This window comes from Kitasatospora papulosa (assembly GCF_000717245.1).
Classification (GTDB): domain Bacteria; phylum Actinomycetota; class Actinomycetes; order Streptomycetales; family Streptomycetaceae; genus Streptomyces; species Streptomyces papulosus.
In genome coordinates this window covers 17,155-35,328 of the sequence record NZ_JNYQ01000028.1, presented here as the reverse complement: position 1 = coordinate 35,328, position 18,174 = coordinate 17,155, and the positions used below count along the sequence as shown (strand labels likewise).

The following is an 18,174-nucleotide window of genomic DNA, read 5'->3' as shown; positions in this document are numbered from 1 at the left end:
CTGACGGCTGGATACACGTGAGCTCGCCGACCTCGCCCGCAGCGCGGCCGCTGAAAGAACGCTGAAGAACCTACAACAGCCACCCCGGGATGGCCGACTCCCCAGGACGACCCCAGCACCCGCCATGACCACGCCCAGTGGACCGGGGAAACGGATACCCCATCACGGCGAGAAACCTGTCGGCCGAGGCGGGCGGGCCGCTGCCGGCGCCAGATCGTACGATGGCGGCATGTCATGTGCCGTCCAGCCGTCGAGCCGCCGCCCTGCCGGGCGCGGTTTCGTGCTGTTGGTGCTGGCGGTACTGGCCGGAGTGCTGGCGATGCACGGGCTGGGCCCTGACCCGGCGCCGATGAAAGTCGCGACAGCCGGCAGCGCTCGCGGCGCGGCGATGACGCACGAAAGGGCCGTCGACGCAGCCGGGGACTGCGCGCACGCCACCGGCGGAGCGGGGCATGCGCATCACGCGGATGCCTTGTGCGTGGCGGCGGGTGTCGGCTCTCCTTACGTCCCGCCCCCGCTGGCTTCCGTTCCTGATGTCCCACGTGCGCTGCAGGTGTTTCCTTCCGGCGCGGCCGGGTCTCCCGAGGGCGGGCGTGCACCTCCTGACCTGGCCGAGTTGCAACTTCTGGGGATCTAGAGCGGCCCGCACGGCACCTTCTTTCCCCGGTACTGCGGGGGCGGGAGCGGTGCCGCGCTTGCGCCTGTGTTCTCTTCCGCCTCGACGTATGCCTTTGTATGGGCTGCGTATCAAGGAGTCGCACCACCATGAACAAGCACTTCATCCGCCGTACGGCGCTCGTCGCCGCTGCCGGCGCCGCGTCCTTCGTGCTCGCAGCGTGCGGGTCGGACAAGGACGCCTCGGCCGGGCACGACGGGCACGGCTCGTCGGCCTCGGCCACTGCGTCCGCTGCGGTGTCGCAGGGTGAGCACAATGCCGCCGACGTCGCGTTCGCCAAGGGCATGATTCCTCACCACCGCCAGGCCGTGGAGATGGCCGACCTTGCCTCCAGGCGGGCCCAGTCGGCTCAGGTCAAAATCCTGGCGGGCGAAATCAAAAAGGCGCAGGCCCCGGAGATCAAGACCCTGTCGGGCTGGCTGACCTCATGGGGCGAGGAGGTTCCCGCCGAGGGCGTCATGGATCACTCCATGCATGGCATGGACGGCATGATGACGGGCGAGGACATGGACAGCCTGAAGAAGTCGTCCGGCAAGGCGTTCGACACCGCTTTCCTGGAGATGATGATCAAGCATCACGAGGGCGCCGTGGATATGGCGAAGACGGAGAAGGCCGACGGATCCTTCCCTGACGCCAAGAAGATGGCTGACGCCATCATCACTTCTCAGACCGCGGAGATCAGCAGGATGAACAGCCTTCTCGGCACGGGCTGACCGGCTCGGCGTTCACGGGGCCGTACACGCCGACTGGCGTGTACGGCCCTGCCGCGGTCGCGCTTCGGAATGGCCTTCACGGTGATCTGCTGAACGGCACCTGAACCTGACGATCAAGACTGTCGCCCGGCCCAGGGACTCCTCCGCTTCGTCCTGCTGCCTCGCCGCTGGGTCGTCGACCGGTCCCTGGCCTGGATGATGAATGCCCGCCGCCAGGCCCGCGACTACGAACGGCTCGTCCAGCGCTCCGAGACGGACGCTGATCACCTGGGCAGCCATCACGCTGGTGACCAAACGCCTGACGCGCACCGCTTGGACCAGGAAACCGCAAACCAGCAGCTGACCTGCTCATTCACCGGGCTTCGAGTCGTCCGGTGGCCTGCGGATTCGCGGTCCGCTTCGGGGCATTCGCAGAAATCTCGCAACTGGTCATTCCTGCGAGCACGGGGCGTGCACTCGTGGCCCGGGGTTGCGGCCGGCGGTCGGGCCGCTCACGTATCGTCTCCCGATATCGGAGTGCGTAACCTACGCGGCTGTGCCGCCGAGGGAGTGGGCCATGAGCAAGCCGTCGACCGCCGCTGGGATGCCGGACGAACTTCAGTGGCGGCTCGGGGTGTCCGACGCCGTGGTGATAGGCCTGGGGTCGATGATCGGCGCGGGGATCTTCGCCGCCCTGGCCCCGGCCGCGAACGCCGCCGGGTCCGGGCTGCTGATCGGCCTCGCGGTCGCTGCCGTGGTCGCCTTCTGCAACGCCACCTCCTCGGCCCGGCTCGCGGCCCGCTACCCGGTCTCCGGTGGCACCTACGTCTACGGCCGCGAACGCCTCGGTGACTTCTGGGGCTATCTGGCCGGGTGGTCCTTCGTGGTCGGCAAGACCGCCTCCTGCGCGGCGATGGCCCTCACGGTCGGCTCGTACGTATGGCCGGGCCAGGCGCACGCGGTCGCGGTGGCAGCAGTGGTGGCGCTGACCGTGGTCAACTACGCCGGGGTGCAGAAGTCCGCGCTCCTGACCCGGGTGATCGTGGCCGTGGTCCTGGCGGTGCTCGCCGCGGTGGTGGTCGCCTGCCTCGCCTCCGACACGGCGGACGCGGCCCGACTCGGCGTCGGTGCGGACGCCACGGCCGGCGGGGTGCTCCAGGCGGCGGGCCTGCTGTTCTTCGCGTTCGCCGGGTACGCGCGGATCGCCACGCTCGGCGAGGAGGTCCGCGATCCGGCGCGCACCATCCCCCGGGCCATCCCGCTCGCGCTGGGCATCACCCTGGTCGTCTACGCCGTCGTCGCCGTCGCGGTGCTGACGGTCCTTGGCCCCGGCGGGCTGGCGCAGGCCACGGCACCGCTGTCGGAGGCGGTCCGGGCGGCCGGCGCGGGCTGGCTGTCCCCCGTCGTGCAGGTGGGCGCCGCAGTGGCCGCGCTCGGCTCGCTGCTGGCGCTGATCCTCGGTGTCTCCCGCACCACCCTGGCGATGGCCCGCGACCGGCACCTGCCGCACGCCCTGGCCGCCGTCCACCCCCGGTTCAAGGTGCCGCACCGTGCCGAGCTGCTGGTGGGCGCCGTGGTCGCGGTGCTCGCCGCAACCACGGACGTGCACGGGGCCATCGGGTTCTCCTCCTTCGGCGTCCTGGCGTACTACGCGGTCGCCAACGCCTCCGCCTGGACGCTCACCGAGGACGAGGGAAAAACGAACCGGCTAACCCCGGCCGTGGGGCTGGCCGGCTGCCTGGTGCTGGCCTTCGCCCTGCCCGTGTCCTCGGTGATCTCGGGCGCCGCGGTGCTGGCCTTCGGTGCGGCCGCCTACGGGCTGCGCCGCGCCGTGACCGCGCGCAGGGCGTAATTTCCCGCGCGGCTGCCGCTACGGGGCATCCTCGCCGAGGACTTCGCGGGCCAGCTCCTTGAGAGCCTGGCGGTCCTCGGCAAGGGCCTGCTTCCCGGCCTTCGTCGCCTTGTATACGCGCCGGGTGCGGCCGTCGACCACCCGCTGCTCGGAGACCAGCAGCCCCTCAACCTCCAGCCGGTGCAGCGTCGGGTACAGGGTACCGGGACTGATCCGGTAGCCGTGGGAGGCCAGCTCCTCGGTCATCCACGCACCGTAGATCTCCTCCTGGGCCGCGTGATGCAGGATGTGCAGCCGCACCGCACCCCGCTGGAACTCCCGCACCCTGGACCACCTCCGGCAGTGACGAAACCGATATCGGCATCCGATCCTACGCCTGCGCCGGATACCGCCCCGCTCGATCTCGTCGCGAAGCGCCGGACGGCCGCCACGCTACTCACAAGTGGAGACCTCCACTTCAGAAACCTCACTGATGTCCTTCATGCCGAACCGAAAACGAAGGCTTGTCCCGCCCTCGCTCAGCGAGTTCCCACCAGATCTTTCAGCGGGTTGACCAGCAACTCATCAAAAGCTCGTCATCGTAGGGGTCGTGGGTCGTCAGCCGCGTCGCTGTCCCGGCGACTGGGCCTTGTGGGCCGTTGGCGCAGCTGTCGCGATGTCGGACTGGGGATGCCAGCGGCGCAGCCGGGAGGCGTTGGTGACCACCGACAGTGAGCTGAGCGCCATGGCCGCGGCCGCGATGATCGGGCTGAGCCTGATGCCCCACAGCGGATACAGGGCACCTGCTGCGAGCGGGACGCCGACGGCGTTGTAGATCAGGGCGAAGAACAGGTTCTGCCGGATGTTGCGCATGGTGGCTCGCGACAGTCTGATCGCCGTGACGACGCCGCTCAGCGAACCGGAGATCAGAGTGATGTCGGCGGCCTCGATCGCTACGTCGGTGCCTGTACCGAGGGCCAGGCCGACATCGGCGGCGGCCAGCGCCGGGGCGTCGTTGATGCCGTCGCCGACCATGCCGACCGTGCGGCCCTCGCCCTGCAGGCGGCGGATCTCGTGCGCCTTGTGCTCGGGCAGCACCTCGGCAAGGACCCGGTCAACCCCCACTTGGGCGGCGATCGCAGCGGCGGTGCGGGCATTGTTTCCGGTGAGCATGACGACATCGATGCCGAGGTGCTGCAGGGCGGCAATGGCGGTGGCGGAGTCGTCTTTGACGGTGTCCGCCACGGCGAGCACGCCGGCGGGCTGCCCGTCGATCGCGGCGAGGACGGGAGTCTTGCCCTCGGCCGACAAGGTGGCCGCGACGGGGGCCAGTGCGGTGGTGTCGATGCCGGCATCGTCCAGCAGGCGGGCAGTGCCGATCAGGACGGTATGCCCGTCCACGGCGGCCTGGACGCCCTTGCCGGTGACCGAGTCGAAGCCGGTTGCCGGGGGAGGCTGGTGGCCGCGGTCGCGGACACCGGTGACGATGGCCTGGGCGAGCGGGTGCTCGCTTTGGGTCTCGGCTCCCGCGACGAGCCGCACCAGCTCCGTTTCGTCGAAATCGCCGACGGGATGGACGTCGGTCAGGACGGGCTTGCCCTCAGTGATGGTGCCGGTCTTGTCCAGCACAACGGTGTCCAGCTTGTGGGCGGTCTCAAGGGCTTCGGCTGAGCGGAGCAGAATGCCGGCCTGAGCTCCCTTGCCGGTGCCGACCATGACCGACAACGGAGTGGCAAGACCCAGCGCACACGGGCAGGCGATGATCAGCACCGCGACGGCGGAAACCAGCGCCAGGGTCAGTGCGGGGGACGGGCCCAGTATGAACCAGACGGCGAACGTGCCGATGGCGATGGCGATGACCGCGGGTACGAAGTACGCCGACACCGCGTCGGCGAGCCGTTGGATGGGCGCCTTGGATGCCTGGGCCTGCTGTACCAGACGGATGATCTGGGCCAGCATCGTGTCCGCGCCGACCTTTTCCGCCCGCACCCGCAGGGAACCGGTGCCGTTGACGGTGGCTCCGATGACCGTGTCCCCGGCGTGCTTGGTCTCCGGCATCGGCTCACCGGTGACCATCGACTCGTCCACCGCAGAGGATCCCGACAGGACCTCTGCATCGACGGGGATCTTCTCGCCCGGCCGGATGACGAGCTCGTCGCCGACCAGGACATCCTCGACAGGGACCTCGGTCTCGGCGCCGTCGCGCACGACGCGTGCGGTACGGGCCCGCAGCCCCAGCAGAGCTCGGATGGCCTCGCCGGTACCGGCCTTCGCCCGCGCTTCGAGCAGCCGCCCCAGCAGGATCAGGGTCAGAATGACGCCGACAGCCTCGAAGTAGACCTCCCGCAGGTCCGGCGGCAGCAGACCGGGGGCGAGGGTGACCAGGAGACTGTAGCCGTAGGCCGCAGACGTGCCGAGGGTGATCAGGGAATTCATGTCGGCGGCCCGGTGGCGCAGGGTCAACCAACCCGTCTCATGAATGGGCCACCCGGTGTACAGCATCACCGGCGTGATCAGGGCCAGCTGGAGCCAGTGGTCGAGCATCCAGCCCGGTACCCAGGCCGCGCCGAACAACTCGTGCGCCATCACCGCGAACAGCACGGGAGCGGTGAGCACGGCGCCCGTCACCACACGGCGGGTGAGGTCTTTGATCTCTGCCTGCCGCTCGGCGGCGTCCGCGTCCTGCGACTCGGCCGCTGTGCGCGCCCTGCCTGTTGACGGCCCGCCCGAATCAGCGGGGGTTGCCGGGTGACGATCGGCCGTCGTGCCGACGCCGTCCGGGGCAGGCTGTGGCGGGCCGTCCGCGGGTTCGACCAGCAACGTGCCGTGAATCATGTTCATGCCGCAGGAAAACCCGAAGGAGCCGAACCGGTCCGGGTTGAGCTGCACGGTGGTGCGGGTGTGGGCCGGCAGAACGGCACCGACCTTCAGGTCCGGGAAGACCACTCGCGACGTGCACTCACCGGCCTCCTGCCGGTCGAAAACCAGCTCCACCGGCGTGCCCTGGCGGACTCTGATCAGGTCGGGGCTGTAGCCGCCCCGCACCTTCACCTCCACCCGCTGCACCCCGCCCTCCAGGCGTACGTTACCGGCGCGGCGCGGGCCGAAGAAGTACCAGCCCAGACCTGCGATCAGCGCCACGGCGGCAACCAGCACGATCACCTGGGCGAGGCCCATTGCGCGCTCCCTCAGCCGTCTGCTTCCACCATCCATTCTCCGTCGGGGCACCTCGGTGGGCAGGGGCGCACCGGGCCCGCGGGCAGGACCGTTCGGCCCCAGCGCCGCCGTCGCTGTGGCGGGACCATGGAAGTACGCGGACTGCCTGCGCAGATAACGCTCAGCGGCCCACCCGCGAGGAAGTGATCGCGATGATGTTCTGGTACGACCACGACGTCAGCGGCTGGGGCTGGTTCGTCATGTCGGTCAGCATGATCCTGTTCTGGGGGCTGATCATTACCGCGGCAGTGCTGCTCTTCCGCGCCCTGGCCCGTGCCGGCTCCGTCAGCGGAGAACACCACCACGGCCCCGTCAGCGCCCCGGACCTCACACCTGAGGAGATTCTCGCCGTGCGGTTCGCCCGCGGTGAGATCGACGAAGACGGCTACCGGCGCCGCTTGGCCGCCTTGCACGGCTCAGGAACCGGGCCGCATCAGCGCTGAAGACAGCGAGCGGTGATCCTGGAATGGAAGGGATGTAGGGCGTGACCGCCTCGGCCACCCGGCACCTACGCAAGGCCACATCGGCTTGGGCCACGGTCAACATCAGCCCCGTTGAACGCTTCGGCCGGATCCTCGTGGGCCTGGCCGCCGCTATCGCCGGGATCCTCCTGCTCACGACAGCCACCGCGGCCCTCGCAGTGGCGATGGAGGTGCTGCTCATCCTCACCGGCTTCGACCTGCTGGTCACCGGCGGGCTCGGGCACTGCCCGCTGTACGCCAAGCTCGGCCACATACCGCGATCACTTCGGAGCCCGCGATGGACGCCCCCCTCGACCACCACAGCGCCCCCAGCCCCGGCCGCAAACCCAAAAGCGGCGGCCACGGCTGGCTCATGGTCGTGTGTTGCCTGGACCAGGACGTCGTGGAGTTTCTGCGCCGTGCGGGGCTCCCGGACGCGGAACGGCTGCTCGATCAGCCGGACTGGGTGGAGTGGCGGGGCGGACGTGCGCACACCTACGCGGCGGCGTAGCTCTGGGCGGTGTGCGGTGCCGGGCGGATACTGGAGGTAGCGGCACCACGGCCCGCCTCTTCCCGGTCTTCGAGGAAGAGGGCTTCTTGTTCTTCGAGGGGAAGCCCGCGGGGAGTGCGGGCCCCTGCCGGTCAGCCGAGGAGTCCGGTCTGCGGTCGGCAGACCTCGCACGGCTCAATGCCCGGCTCTGCGAGTGCCACCATGGCGCCCTCGCGGGAGATCAAGCCGACTTGGTCCGGGTAGGTGGAGCAGCCTCCCCGGTGGAGCAGTGCGGTGGACGAGGAGCGTTGTGGCTGGATCTTGAACGCCATCTCGGCGCGTGCCCGCTCGCGGCGTGCCTGTTCCTGGGCGTGGATCTTGAGCAACTGACGGTGATGAGGCGTGGCTGGGTTGGGGAGCCGATACTGGTGTGAGCGGCAGCGCGTCTGCGTCTGACCGGTTCTTCGTGGGAAGGGACCCTGCGGGGTTTCGAGGGAACGGCGAGCCGGGGAAGTCGTCCGAGTCGCGGATATGTCGCTGGCAGCCTGCCGGGAGCCGGTGGAGGCCTTCCGGACGCCCGGGCCCGCGAACCGGCCCGGCAGGCTGTCCTCGCTCGCGGGCCGGCGGCGGGGCGTGCAGCATGGAGGGAGCGTCTTCTTGCGGAGGTGAGCCGTCATGGTTCTCCCGGCCGTACACCGCAGGCCCGGCCAGCTCATGAACCACCCGTTTCCCCCACTGGGATGGGGAAAGCAGACCGCTACCGAGTTCGACGAACTCTTCGAGCGGATGAACCACTTCCTCGAAGCGGTAGGGGCGGAACCAACGACCGGCGCGTGGTCGCCCCTGGCGGACATGCATGAGACCGACGACTCCTACGTGGTCGAGGCGGAGCTGCCCGGAATCGAGCGCGAGGACATCGACGTGGAGATCAGCGACCGGGAGCTGCGCATCTCCGGCGAGTACAAGGAGCGCGAGCGCGAGGGAGTCCTGCGCCACAGCACACGACGCGTCGGGCACTTCGCGTTGCAGGCTCTGCTTCCCGCGGGCGTCAAGGCAGACGAGGTCACCGCGTCCCTGTCCGACGGAGTCCTCACCGTCACGGTGCCCAAAGCCCAGGCGGCCAAGGCACACCACGTGGAAATCACCCAGGCCTGACCGCCCGGTGTAAGGGCGGCCTATTGCTGCCTGCTCTCCTCGGAGAGGGCTCAGCACGGCCGGCGTGGAGGGTTTGTATGGCGGAGCTCTATGCGTTCTTCGATCCCAATGGACACCTGATGTTCTCCGACGAGGCCCAGGCCCGGATGTGTGAGGCCGCGGACCCACATCACAAGAGTCCCCTGGCCTTCAGCATCCACCGTTCCTCATGGGGCGGTGACGGTTTGCAGGGCCATGTCGGCAAAAGCTCGTGCTTCGTGGCGACGTACCCGCCCAACCCCATCGCCACGAGGGTCGTAACCGCTCTCGGCGGCCCGACGCAATACATCTTCGGCAACCTGACGATCTGCGGCACCCGATGGTCAGCCGGCGACAAGCAGCCCTCCCTGCGCGGGCTCAGCAAAGCGCAGCAAGATCTCTTGATGGATGTGCACGCTGTGGTCTGCGAAGAGACCGTCGGAGCATCGCCGCAGGGGTGACTTCGGCCGAACAGGAGCCGAAGCAGCAGCCAGGCAGGGGTTCCAAGGGTGCACGGTGAGCCATTCGTGAGCGCGGGCACGTCGGTGCGTGCAAAACCGGTGACCGGGCGACGCGAGGTAGCGCGGAGCATCTCAGAGGTCTCATTTCACTGCAAGGCCTGGTCCGAGCTGGGGAACGAGTTGCCTCAGGGCACGTCACCCTCCCAGACCCAGTGTTCGTCAGGGTGGTCACTGGCTGGTGCATAGGACGCCCGGCCACCTGGCCCATAAACGCTGCGCGGAGTGATCAGGTGCACGCCGGTGATGCGCTGCTCAAGCGTGAGGCCCGTGATGTTCAGTAGTTGTCCGTCCAGCGGTCCGCCAAAGAGTTGGACGTACTCGTGGCCGGGGCGGATGGCGTAGGGATCACCTTCGGCCCCGTAGATCCGCCGCTGTGGGTGCTCGGTCATCCGGCCATGTTGCCAGTCACGCGTAGTGACCGAATCGTTTGCATTCGGTGTGGCGGGCAGGGCAGCGAGGAGGTGTTCGGCCCGGCCGAGGAGGGCCTGTCACACCGGTCCGCTATCCGCTCCTCGACGACGTCCGCTCCCTCCCGAGGGCCGAGCACCTCACCCCCCGTTGGACCGCTCGCCCCTCGAACACCACGCTGGCCGCCTGCGGCGTGTTCGCGGCGATCGGGGACGCTGACTCAGACAGGCCGGAAGAGCTCACTGCACGTGCGGCAGTAATTCCATGGCGTGAGCCTGATCACTCTGTGTACGGTGAAGCTTCCGGTCAGAGGACAAGGGGGAGCCGCTCATGGCGCGATGCAAGGCATGCCCGGAGAGAAAGGGCCAGTGCCGCACGTGCAAGGGCACCGGCGAGGTCTACGCATGGTCCGGCCCTCGCAAGTGCAGCAAGTGCGGAGGCGATGGCGTCTGTTCCGGATGCAACGGCTCGGGCTACAACTCCGAGTGGTAGCAGTCGGCCAACCTCGAAGTTTCATGACGGCTCGCCGACGGAGTCGGCGGGCCGTCATCGTGCCGTGGGCCCGTGCTAAGCGTAGTGAATGTCGTTGGAACGACCAAGACAGGCTCTCTGATCGACGACATCGTCCGCGAGGGCGCGATGCGAGCCGTGAATACACCCCGCCTCGTTGCCCTCGTCCGCGCTGGGGCCCGCTTTGAACGCGGCCAGCTCCTTGAACGGTCGCAGACGACCGCGGCGTGAATAGGGTGGCGGACCTGCCTCGAAGTTCGAGAACATCCGGTCATGTTGGATGGCACGGCAGGACAGGACCTTCCGGTCGGCCTCGGGTTCCGGCCATTCGGGGTCAAGGCCCTACCTCTCGCCGGGGTTCGTTTCGCTTTTCATGGTGGGCGGGTCGGCGGGGTACAGCCGGTCTCACTCCTGCGTGGTGGCCTTCCAAGAGCCGGTGTCCGTAGCCGTCACCGCCTGCACAGGGTTCCGGTTTGCCAGGTCACCGAGACGTGGACTCGCCCCCGCGCTTGGGCGGCCGGGCCACCCTCGAAGACGTGGAACCCGCGGCAGTGTCGGACGCCGCATCACCCAGGTGGCCGAGGATCTCGACGGGAAGCCCCATCAGCGGACGGCCGTATGCGAAGCGTTGCATTCCACGTTCAGCCACTCCCGCAGCCGCTCCCCTGCGACCGGGGGCCCGTGATCGACGAGCCCCCGGTCGCAGGGGAGCCAGGCGACGGCCAGCCGCAACTGCCCTGGATTGCGCCACGCTTATCGGCCGAGGGTCGTCATGAGATGAAGTCGGTCAGCGTGCAACCGTCAACGAGGCCTTTCTCCTTCGTGTAGCCACTTGGAATCTCGGTCTCCGGGTCGCAGACGAGGGCGAGGAGCCCAGAATCCTTGAGGTTGGCCCTGGTCGTGGGGCCGCCCGTAATGGCGAAGTCCTCTCCAAGGAGGTATCCGGCAGGGCCGTGCTTCTCGGCCTGGGTCTGAAAGTTCTTCATGTCGTTGATGGATATGAGCGTGACTCCGTTGCGCTTGATGTCCCAGCAGACGGCTCGCTCCTTGATGCCCCACAGCTCGCCGACCGACTCCGCATCCGGGTCATCCTCATGGTCGGAGTCCTTGTCCTCCGGGTGCAGGTCGGTGCACGTGGTGCGCTGGCTGACGAACGTCTCGATGTCCGCCATGGTCCCGGCGCTCGGACGGCCGTTCGTCTCGGTATCCATGAGCCGCCCACCGCTGCCGGCGGACTGCCCGTAGCCGTCGCCGCCGGCCGCGCTGCTCTTCTCCCCACCCTCGTCACTGCCGCAGCCACTGACCGCCGTCAGCACCAGTACTGCCGCACCGACCGCAATCACGTTCCGCAACCGCATTTCTTCTCCTTGCCGCAATACATCGGATGCTGTGGGCCCGGTCCCGACCGCCGGCCGAGCGCGCGTCCCGACTCCGCCGGATCAAGCGCGAGCGGCGTTCCAGGCCTCGCTCTGCTGGAATTAAGTGTCGTACAACTCCTGCACGTCCAGGAGGCTTTCCGGCGGGACCTTGCCGTACGCAGTGAGCTCGAGATGACGAAAGTATTCGAAGCGATCCACCCACGGGGTGATCACGATGAGGATGTCCGCGCTCTCACCAGGGGCGGCCGCAAAGGCGTGCGGCACGTTCGGCGGGACGACGACCAGGTCCCCCCCCTGCCGTGAGGACCTGGTCGCCGGAGAGGAGTTGAGCCGTGCCGTCCAGCAGGTAGGAGAGCTCGGCGGAGTTGGCGTGATGGTGGGGGTTCGCGCCGTTCACTCCCTCGGCCAGAGTGACGCGCTGGGTGGACAGGGCACCTCCGGTGGCGTGGCTGTCGGCCAGCAGGCGAATGGTGGTCGGGGCACGTCCGATGACCTCGGCATCAGCCTCGCGTATGACGAGAGACCGGTCGAAATCCGGGTGGGTAAAAGACATGGGCTCACTTCCTCGAAAGCGCGCAATGGCGGCGTGACGCGAAGGTCAGGCCGCGAAGAGAAGTGCGGCCGAGACAAGGACTGCGACTGCCGTGGCCAGGTGGATACCGAAAGCCACCGCCCTCGTCCCACCGTTACACAGGACGATCACCGTGAGCCCTTTCCAACCTCACGCTGATGCGTGGTGAAGGACGAGGGCGGCCTTCACGAAGTTGGTGATGCGGTTCGTGCTGCACCGGAGCTTACGTAGGAGGCGCCAGCCCTTGAGCGTGGCCATGGCCTGCTCGCCGATGCAGCGGATCTTGGCGTGCGTGCTGTTGTGCTGGCGCTGCCACCGCTTGAGGCGACGGCCGCGGAAGGGTACCCGGATGGAGCCACCGGCACCTTGGTATGCCTTGTCGGCCCAGCACTTGAGGCCGGCCTCGGCGAGCGCGTCGACGATGCCGTGGGTGCGGGCCGCGGTCAGGTCGTGGGTAGAGCCGGGCAAGGCCCACAGCAGCCGTCCGAAAGGGTCGGTGAGGATCTGGACGTTCATGCCGTGGCGCTTGTGTCTACCGGAGTAGTACGGGGTGTCGGCGGCGATCCGGTCGATCGGCAGCAGCGTCCCGTCGAGGATCACGAAGGCCAGGCGGCTCGCGGTCCGCATCGCCTCGGCCAGGCTGGGAGCCAGTGCGGCCAGGACCTCTATCGCCTCGCGGACGTAGCGGTAGACCGTCGCGATCCCGATGCCGAACGCGGCGGCGAGCTGGGCATAGGTGTCGCCGCACTGCAGATGGGCCAGGACCAGCAGAGCCTGACGGCCCGGCGTGACGCGGCGCCACCGGGTGCCGATTTCGCGACGGCGAACCGTGAGATGCCCAGTGAGGTGGCGCAAGTGGGCACTGGACGGATCGATCGCCGATGGATAGACAAGCACACGGAGCTCCTGGTCGGCACGGGTGATCTTGGTCGTGACCCCGTCTACCAGGAGCTTCATCGGTTCGTACAGCCCGCCACCACCAGGTCACGCCGTCAGATTTGCAAGGGCTCACGGTTTCTCCGGCGAATGATGGCAACCGCTCCCGCCCGTCAGGAGGGCTGGCCGTCTACGGCCCTGTGTCTGCCGAAGGACGGCTACGGTTCCCGGTCATGGTCTTCCTGCTTCGTTTCAACAACATCGCATAAGGACCGCTCCGTGGAGACTCCGGGAACAGGTCCATGGGTGTGTGGTCGTGGTAAAGACGCTGGTGCCACCACTCCCCTGGGCCGGCAAATGGATCGGGCAGCGTTCGACGCCACAGTTCCTCATCCAAAGGGCGCACGATCAGCTCCAGTTCCCGCCGTGGACGGGGTGGCAGGAGATGAAGAATCTGCTCGATGGCATCCCGGGCCGCTGCCGTGTCGTCGAAGTGCCCCCCGGGGCACGGACAGGCGGTGCGCTGGAGATACAGATAGGGGCCAGGCTGGGTCAGGAACCAGCGGTACAAGCGCATAGCGCTCTCTGTCCCGAGGTGGAGGTCGGGGCGCTGGGCTTCCAGACGATGGATGAGAGCGGTCGTCCTGGGCGACAGGCCCCAGATACGCCGGATGGTCGGTGTGACGGGTCTCCACTGGGACGCACGGAGTGCGCCTGGCCGTCTACGCGGCATGAGCCTTTCGAAGAATGATCACGCACTGAGGCTCCCATGACGGTAGGCACGATGTCCATACAGCGTTCCCGGACGGAGAGAGCGAGGCGAGGCGCCGGTAGCCCTCGGCGAGGATCTCGAGAGGTGCGACCGAGTGGCCTGGACCCGCGTCCAGGCCACGAACACCCCACCTCGGCCTGAACCGGACGGGCAGGCTCACCGACTCATTCCGAACCACGGAACCACAGAAGAGGTCGCGGACGATGCCCGCACAGTCCCGGCAGATCAAGGGATGGCGCCTCGTAGGGAAGCTCTGGTGCAGCACGACCGCATCACCAACTTCGTGAAGGCCGCCCTCGTCCTTCACCACGCATCAGCGTGAGGTTGGAAAAGGCTCATTGGCCGCCGGGCCCATTCAAGGAATTCGAGCGGCACGGATTCCTTGAATGGGTGCCGTGAGGGTGCTATCGGACGGGTAGCCCGGCAGCTTCGTCGACGTCGTCGGGCGAGCCGGACAACACTTTCGGATGCCGGGGGGTTAGCCGCGCAAGCCCGGACGAGGGTCCGGAAGGGGTCCGCTGACTGTCCGCTGGGGACCCGCTGGTGATCCGCTGAGTCCCGTCCGGCAGCCGTCCAGCGGGACGGGTCCCAGCGGGGTGCCAGCGGACGTTCAGCGGGTCGCCAGCGGATGTCTGGGCGGGTCGGGTGGCAGGGGGTCCGGGTCGGCTGCGAGGCGCGGTGAAACTGTTCGCCGCAGTGTGGGGCATCGAAGGGCTAGAGCGTTTCGTTTGGATCACCCTGCGGTGTCTGGACCAGGCAGGCAGTGCTATTTCGCAGCGGGGGGAGGCCATGTGGCGGTTCGAGGCGGGCAGGCTGAAATTCATGGCATGCACTCGATCAGCTCTGTACGGTAAGGGTCTTCAGGCGTGGGTGCGGGACTGAATACGGGGGTGTACGGGCCATGACGGGCGAGCCGGACGGGACACCTTCACACCCACCGATGCCGTCGCGACCGCCACGGCCCATACCCCCGGAGCGCGGTCATGTGCCACCGAAGTGGGCGTGGTGGGTTGTCGGCATTTTGATCCCGGTGCTCGGCTTGGTCGTCACGCTGATCGCACAGTCAGGGACCAGTTCGTCGCGCGGCGCGCCCGTTCCGTCATCGACAGGGTCTGGGGGGTTGCCGGCTCCCGAGAGGGCGGTGACCGCCGATCCCAGTGAGACGCCTGCCGATGATGTGGTGACCACGTTGCCCCCGCCGGCGTCGCCCTCGGAGGCGCCGGTGAAGATCCTCAGGACAGGGGATTTCACGCTCATCGAGGGGTACAGCGCCGATCTCGAGCATGGCACGGTCGGAGTGTCGGTGAAGAATCCCGACATGGCATGGAGCGGAGGCGACGAATTCTCGGCCTTGAACGGGCGTGTGGCCGATACCTCGCGGGGGGCAACTCCAAAGACCTGTGCGAAAGCCCTCGACAATTCGTCATCAACAGGGTGGATGGTCGCCGGCCTGGAAGGGACATGGTTCTGCATGCCGACCAGCGCAAACCACCTGGCGGCCGTCGAGTGGCTGGGCCTCGGAGACGGCGGGAACCGATACCACTACATAGACCGTGTCCTATGTGGGGTTGGCTCGTTGAGCTCGTCATGGGGCGGGGTACGTGGAGTTGGATTGTTACGCCGGCCTGCTGGACCTGTCCCGGGCCGTGCTCGACTCCGCTCACGTGAGGGCTAAAAAGGGGGCGAACTCACAGGTCCGAGCCCCGTGGACCGGGGGCGGATTCAAGGGGTCGTTGCAACACTGCTGATCAGCTTGCTGCCAGGAGCTTAGCCAGACGCTCGGCTGGGGCCTCCCAGCCGAGCGTTTTTCGTGGGCGGCCATTGAGTTCGGCAGCCACGGCAGCGAGGTGTTCGAGGCTGTGGCTGGAGAGATCGCTTCCCTTCGGGAAGTACTGCCGTAGCAGGCCGTTGGTGTTCTCGTTGGAGCCGCGCTGCCATGGGCTGGCCGGGTCGCAGAAGTAGACAGGCATGTCGGTGGCCATGGTGAACGCGCCGTGGCCGGCCATTTCCGTGCCTTGGTCCCAGGTCAGAGAGCGTTTGAACTGTGATGGCAGCGTCTGAATCGTGCGGGCAAGCACTTGGTGGAAGTGTTCGGCCTTGTGTGCGCCGTTGGGCAGGTGCAGGAGCATCAGGTAGCGCGTCGAGCGTTCCACCAGTGTCCCGATGGCGGACCGGTGGCCAGGTCCGACGATGAGATCGCCCTCCCAGTGCCCTGGAATGGCCCGGTCAGCGACCTCTGCTGGTCGTTCGCTGATCATCACCATCGGCGTCGCGAAGCGCGGCTGACGCCTGGCTGCGTGCCGGTGAGGCTTGCGACGGGTTCGGCCCGTGCGCAACGCGTGAACGAGTTCTCTGCGGAGCTCGCCGCGGCCCTGGACGTATAGCGCCTGGTAGATCGTCTCGTGTGTCACACGCATCTCCAGGTCGTCGGGGAAGTCGCGAGGCAACTGGGCGGCGATCTGCTCCGGGCTCCAGCGGCGAGTCAGACGCTCCTGAATGTAGTCCCGTAGCCGGGAATTCTGGCCGATCCTTCCCGGCTTCGGCCGTGGCCGGCGTGCATCGGAACGAGCTTGAGCCGCGTAGGGCCGATAGGCCCAGCGCGAGGTGTCTCCACGTAGTGGGATGCCGTTGCGTCGTATCTCACGACTGATGGTGGACGGGCTGCGGCCCAGCTCAGCGGCAATGGCCCGGACCGTTGCCTTCTCACGCAAACGATCGGCGACGTGCAGGCGATCAGCCTGGGTCAGGAAACGGCTCGGGACAACGGGAGCCGACGCCGGACGAGCCGGTGCGCGGAACCGGTCCTTTGCCGTCCTGCCGTTGCGCCATTCACGACCGGTTCGTTCGTTGATGCCCACCAGTCGGCAGGCCTCGGTGTTTCCGTAACCCTGGTCGCGGACAAGGCGTACGACGTCCCTCACCTGCGGAAATGGTTATGGGGCAAGCACATCGGCGTCCGCATCGCCCGCAAGGGAGTCGAGTCCAGCGAACGGTTGGGGCGCCGCCGATGGGTCATCGAACGCACCATGTCATGGCTCACCGGCTACCGCAGACTCAACCACCGCTACGAACGCCATCCCCGCAACTACCTGGCCTTCCTTGGGCTCGCCGCCGCCCTTTGTTGCTACAAGCGCCTCGCCCGCCTCACCACATAGGACACGGTCTTAGCACCTGGGTAGCACCTGGGTAGTGGTGGCGCAGTTCGCTGAGTAAGCGCTCCTCGACAGCCCCGACGTGCCAAGATGAGCTGCCGAACTCGTTCTACCAGGGTGAGCGGGTGTCGCGGCGTGCTTCTGGGGTTTGCTCGGGCAGAGCCGTGTTCTGGTCGGTGCGCAGCAGCATGCCCGGGTAGGGTTCGAAGTCCTCATTGGGCGGTGCCGGCTGGTGGAATCGCTCGGTGCGCGGAATGGCGACTTCCACCAGCCGGCCCTCCTGGAACATCCACAGCCCGAAGCAGTCATCGTCCTGGTCGCGCAGCAGAACCTGCACCGTGTGCGGATGCGGCCACGGCAGCGACTCCAGGTGCTTGAGCAGGCCCTGGCGGCCACGCAATTTCTCGAACTCCAGGGCCCACCCGAACTCGTAGCCCCACTGCCCCGCTATCGGGACGAAGCGACCTCGCCACGTGCGTTCCGGGTCGTCCTGGGTCAGCGGTTCCATCACCTCGTCCGACCAGCGGGCTAGCACGATGACCTCTGCGTCTCTACTCATGCCGGAGTATGACCGCATGCGCCTGATCCACCGCAACCAAATTCCTCAACCGGACGACGCGGGCAAGGACGGGCGCATTGGCGACGAGCTCTCCATGCTGGCGAGCCCGACGACGGCGCCTCGGGAGAAGCTCATCTACTCCTATGCCACAGCCCTGATCAGCTCACACGACCCATCGGACAGCCCCTAGACGCCACCAGGGGACCGGGGAGACCTCCCGGAGGCCTGTTGGCGCTGAGGTGCTGCTAGGCCGTGAGGGCGGTGGTGAGGGCGTCTGGCGGGGGTGTGGTGCCCTGTGCGAGGTATCGGATGCCGTCGCCGGTCGGGGGCGGGACGGCGCCCTTGGTGAGGGGGTGTCGGCGGGCGGTGGCGGTGCGCCACCCGTGGCGCTCGTCCCACACCAGGGCCGGGGCCGGCGCATTGGTGCCGTTCAGGACGAGCACGGCCACGACCAAATCGTCGGCGGGGCACTGGACCTCGGGCACGGTGGCCGTGGTGGTCCATCCGGCCTGGGCGACGTCGGCGAGGTAGGGCGCGGCGCGGTGGGCTCGCAGGACGGCTTGGGCGCGGACGGTGGCGCGGCGGACCTGTCCGGCCGGGTAGCCGAGTGCCGCCGCGGATTGGTCGGGCGTCAGGGACGGGTCGGTGAGCATGAGGTGGGCGATGCGGTCGGCGCGCAGGCGTAGGAGGGCGTCTTGGGCGGTGTCGCGGTGCACGCCCAGTTCCTCGGTCACGCGGGCTGCGCTGATGGTGGGTCGGCGTCCAGGAGCGGTGCGGTGAGGGGAAGGAGCTGGTCGCGGGGGACCTGGTCGCCGGAGCGGGTCGGGCGGCCTGGTGGGCGGTGACTTTGGTCGCCTGTTCTGTCTGGTGCTGGTGCAGGATGCTGC

General features: G+C 67.9%; 18 protein-coding genes and 6 pseudogenes. 12 read left to right on the top strand and 12 right to left on the bottom strand.

Annotated elements, in window-relative coordinates:
• The first annotated feature begins 124 nt into the window (after positions 1–124).
• From IA22_RS37890 to IA22_RS0132755, 4 genes and pseudogenes are all read left to right on the top strand, one after another.
• A complete protein-coding gene (locus IA22_RS37890) occupies positions 125–637 on the top strand; it encodes a DUF6153 family protein (protein ID WP_318260267.1) in 513 nt (170 codons plus the stop codon).
• A gap of 128 nt (positions 638–765) precedes the next feature.
• A complete protein-coding gene (locus IA22_RS0132760) occupies positions 766–1,389 on the top strand; it encodes a DUF305 domain-containing protein (RefSeq protein ID WP_030125755.1) in 624 nt (207 codons plus the stop codon).
• 147 nt (positions 1,390–1,536) lie between these two features.
• Positions 1,537–1,732 (top strand): annotated as a pseudogene (locus IA22_RS37885) (IS5-like element IS4811 family transposase); the annotation flags it as partial.
• A gap of 213 nt (positions 1,733–1,945) precedes the next feature.
• Entirely contained in the window at positions 1,946–3,220 is a 1,275-nt protein-coding gene (locus tag IA22_RS0132755) for an APC family permease (protein ID WP_030125754.1), read from the top strand.
• Positions 3,221–3,238: 18 nt separating this feature from the next.
• Here IA22_RS0132755 and IA22_RS0132750 read toward each other — a convergent pair whose 3' ends face one another.
• Positions 3,239–3,544, bottom strand: coding sequence for an Rv3488 family transcriptional regulator (locus tag IA22_RS0132750; protein ID WP_030125753.1), 306 nt, complete (start codon positions 3,542–3,544; stop codon positions 3,239–3,241).
• A 273-nt stretch (positions 3,545–3,817) separates the two neighbouring features.
• On the bottom strand, positions 3,818–6,376 hold the full coding sequence (locus tag IA22_RS0132745; protein ID WP_033250023.1) for a heavy metal translocating P-type ATPase: 2,559 nt from the start codon (positions 6,374–6,376) through the stop codon (positions 3,818–3,820).
• A 191-nt stretch (positions 6,377–6,567) separates the two neighbouring features.
• Here IA22_RS0132745 and IA22_RS0132740 point away from each other — a divergent pair, with 191 nt between their 5' ends.
• The 3 genes and pseudogenes from IA22_RS0132740 (at position 6,568) to IA22_RS0132735 (ending at position 7,387) form a co-directional block, all read left to right on the top strand.
• The gene (locus IA22_RS0132740) at positions 6,568–6,858 is read left to right on the top strand and encodes an SHOCT domain-containing protein (RefSeq protein ID WP_015575435.1); all 291 of its coding nucleotides are present in this window, start codon (positions 6,568–6,570) and stop codon (positions 6,856–6,858) included.
• Positions 6,859–6,899: 41 nt separating this feature from the next.
• Positions 6,900–7,136: pseudogene (locus IA22_RS38085) on the top strand (YgaP family membrane protein); the annotation flags it as partial.
• A gap of 38 nt (positions 7,137–7,174) precedes the next feature.
• The gene (locus IA22_RS0132735) at positions 7,175–7,387 is read left to right on the top strand and encodes a hypothetical protein (protein ID WP_030125751.1); all 213 of its coding nucleotides are present in this window, start codon (positions 7,175–7,177) and stop codon (positions 7,385–7,387) included.
• 131 nt (positions 7,388–7,518) lie between these two features.
• On the opposite strand, the gene IA22_RS0132730 is transcribed toward IA22_RS0132735, so the two are convergent.
• A complete protein-coding gene (locus IA22_RS0132730; protein WP_106973282.1) occupies positions 7,519–7,752 on the bottom strand; it encodes a DUF6233 domain-containing protein in 234 nt (77 codons plus the stop codon).
• Positions 7,753–8,041: 289 nt separating this feature from the next.
• On the opposite strand from IA22_RS0132730, the gene IA22_RS0132725 reads away from it, so the two are divergent.
• Both IA22_RS0132725 and IA22_RS0132720 read left to right on the top strand, forming a co-directional pair.
• A complete protein-coding gene (locus tag IA22_RS0132725) occupies positions 8,042–8,521 on the top strand; it encodes an Hsp20/alpha crystallin family protein (RefSeq protein ID WP_030125749.1) in 480 nt (159 codons plus the stop codon).
• 77 nt (positions 8,522–8,598) lie between these two features.
• Positions 8,599–9,000 carry a hypothetical protein gene (locus tag IA22_RS0132720; protein ID WP_015575440.1) on the top strand — a complete coding sequence of 134 codons (402 nt, stop codon included), beginning with the start codon at positions 8,599–8,601 and terminating at the stop codon, positions 8,998–9,000.
• A gap of 185 nt (positions 9,001–9,185) precedes the next feature.
• Here the strand turns inward: IA22_RS0132720 and IA22_RS35790 are convergent, their stop codons facing one another.
• The 6 genes and pseudogenes from IA22_RS35790 to IA22_RS36960 form a co-directional block, all read right to left on the bottom strand.
• Positions 9,186–9,449: a hypothetical protein gene (locus tag IA22_RS35790; protein WP_015575441.1), complete on the bottom strand. Its 264-nt coding sequence runs from the start codon at positions 9,447–9,449 to the stop codon at positions 9,186–9,188.
• Between the two features lie 1,299 nt (positions 9,450–10,748).
• On the bottom strand, positions 10,749–11,336 hold the full coding sequence (locus IA22_RS0132715; protein ID WP_030125748.1) for a hypothetical protein: 588 nt from the start codon (positions 11,334–11,336) through the stop codon (positions 10,749–10,751).
• A gap of 120 nt (positions 11,337–11,456) precedes the next feature.
• Positions 11,457–11,910: pseudogene (locus IA22_RS34550) on the bottom strand (cupin domain-containing protein).
• Between the two features lie 45 nt (positions 11,911–11,955).
• Positions 11,956–12,063: pseudogene (locus IA22_RS38465) on the bottom strand (DUF4267 domain-containing protein); the annotation flags it as partial.
• Positions 12,064–12,078: 15 nt separating this feature from the next.
• Positions 12,079–12,825 (bottom strand): IS5/IS1182 family transposase, encoded by a 747-nt coding sequence (locus IA22_RS0132705; RefSeq protein WP_030125747.1) that lies wholly within the window; start codon positions 12,823–12,825, stop codon positions 12,079–12,081.
• Between the two features lie 1,732 nt (positions 12,826–14,557).
• On the bottom strand, positions 14,558–15,049 hold the full coding sequence (locus IA22_RS36960; RefSeq protein ID WP_143685128.1) for a hypothetical protein: 492 nt from the start codon (positions 15,047–15,049) through the stop codon (positions 14,558–14,560).
• A 167-nt stretch (positions 15,050–15,216) separates the two neighbouring features.
• Here IA22_RS36960 and IA22_RS38385 point away from each other — a divergent pair.
• Positions 15,217–15,296 (top strand): annotated as a pseudogene (locus IA22_RS38385) (IS5/IS1182 family transposase); the annotation flags it as partial.
• Positions 15,297–15,324: 28 nt separating this feature from the next.
• Here IA22_RS38385 and IA22_RS0132700 read toward each other — a convergent pair.
• Positions 15,325–16,428, bottom strand: a complete 1,104-nt coding sequence (locus tag IA22_RS0132700) for an IS30 family transposase (RefSeq protein WP_106973283.1) — start codon at positions 16,426–16,428, stop codon at positions 15,325–15,327.
• A gap of 36 nt (positions 16,429–16,464) precedes the next feature.
• Between IA22_RS0132700 and IA22_RS35780 the strand changes: the two are divergent.
• Positions 16,465–16,731: pseudogene (locus tag IA22_RS35780) on the top strand (transposase); the annotation flags it as partial.
• Between the two features lie 106 nt (positions 16,732–16,837).
• Here IA22_RS35780 and IA22_RS0132695 read toward each other — a convergent pair.
• Entirely contained in the window at positions 16,838–17,287 is a 450-nt protein-coding gene (locus tag IA22_RS0132695) for a hypothetical protein (RefSeq protein WP_030125745.1), read from the bottom strand.
• A 16-nt stretch (positions 17,288–17,303) separates the two neighbouring features.
• Between IA22_RS0132695 and IA22_RS36955 the strand changes: the two genes are divergently transcribed.
• Positions 17,304–17,477, top strand: a complete 174-nt coding sequence (locus tag IA22_RS36955; RefSeq protein WP_157840971.1) for a hypothetical protein — start codon at positions 17,304–17,306, stop codon at positions 17,475–17,477.
• 55 nt (positions 17,478–17,532) lie between these two features.
• Here IA22_RS36955 and IA22_RS35775 read toward each other — a convergent pair whose 3' ends face one another.
• A complete protein-coding gene (locus IA22_RS35775; RefSeq protein ID WP_051694883.1) occupies positions 17,533–18,021 on the bottom strand; it encodes a DUF6292 family protein in 489 nt (162 codons plus the stop codon).
• Positions 18,022–18,174 lie beyond the last annotated feature (153 nt).

Excerpts from the sequence above, each read along its gene's own strand:
- IA22_RS37890 (WP_318260267.1), top strand. The coding sequence starts at position 125 with ATGACCACGCCCAGTGGACCGGGGAAACGGATACCCCATCACGGCGAG.
- IA22_RS0132760 (WP_030125755.1), top strand. The coding sequence starts at position 766 with ATGAACAAGCACTTCATCCGCCGTACGGCGCTCGTCGCCGCTGCCGGC.
- IA22_RS0132755 (WP_030125754.1), top strand. The coding sequence starts at position 1,946 with ATGAGCAAGCCGTCGACCGCCGCTGGGATGCCGGACGAACTTCAGTGG.
- IA22_RS0132745 (WP_033250023.1), bottom strand. The coding sequence starts at position 6,376 with ATGGGCCTCGCCCAGGTGATCGTGCTGGTTGCCGCCGTGGCGCTGATC.
- IA22_RS0132740 (WP_015575435.1), top strand. The coding sequence starts at position 6,568 with ATGATGTTCTGGTACGACCACGACGTCAGCGGCTGGGGCTGGTTCGTC.
- IA22_RS0132735 (WP_030125751.1), top strand. The coding sequence starts at position 7,175 with ATGGACGCCCCCCTCGACCACCACAGCGCCCCCAGCCCCGGCCGCAAA.
- IA22_RS0132725 (WP_030125749.1), top strand. The coding sequence starts at position 8,042 with ATGGTTCTCCCGGCCGTACACCGCAGGCCCGGCCAGCTCATGAACCAC.
- IA22_RS0132720 (WP_015575440.1), top strand. The coding sequence starts at position 8,599 with ATGGCGGAGCTCTATGCGTTCTTCGATCCCAATGGACACCTGATGTTC.
- IA22_RS35790 (WP_015575441.1), bottom strand. The coding sequence starts at position 9,449 with ATGACCGAGCACCCACAGCGGCGGATCTACGGGGCCGAAGGTGATCCC.
- IA22_RS0132715 (WP_030125748.1), bottom strand. The coding sequence starts at position 11,336 with ATGCGGTTGCGGAACGTGATTGCGGTCGGTGCGGCAGTACTGGTGCTG.
- IA22_RS36960 (WP_143685128.1), bottom strand. The coding sequence starts at position 15,049 with ATGCAGAACCATGTCCCTTCCAGGCCGGCGACCATCCACCCTGTTGAT.
- IA22_RS0132695 (WP_030125745.1), bottom strand. The coding sequence starts at position 17,287 with ATGAGTAGAGACGCAGAGGTCATCGTGCTAGCCCGCTGGTCGGACGAG.
- IA22_RS36955 (WP_157840971.1), top strand. The coding sequence starts at position 17,304 with ATGCGCCTGATCCACCGCAACCAAATTCCTCAACCGGACGACGCGGGC.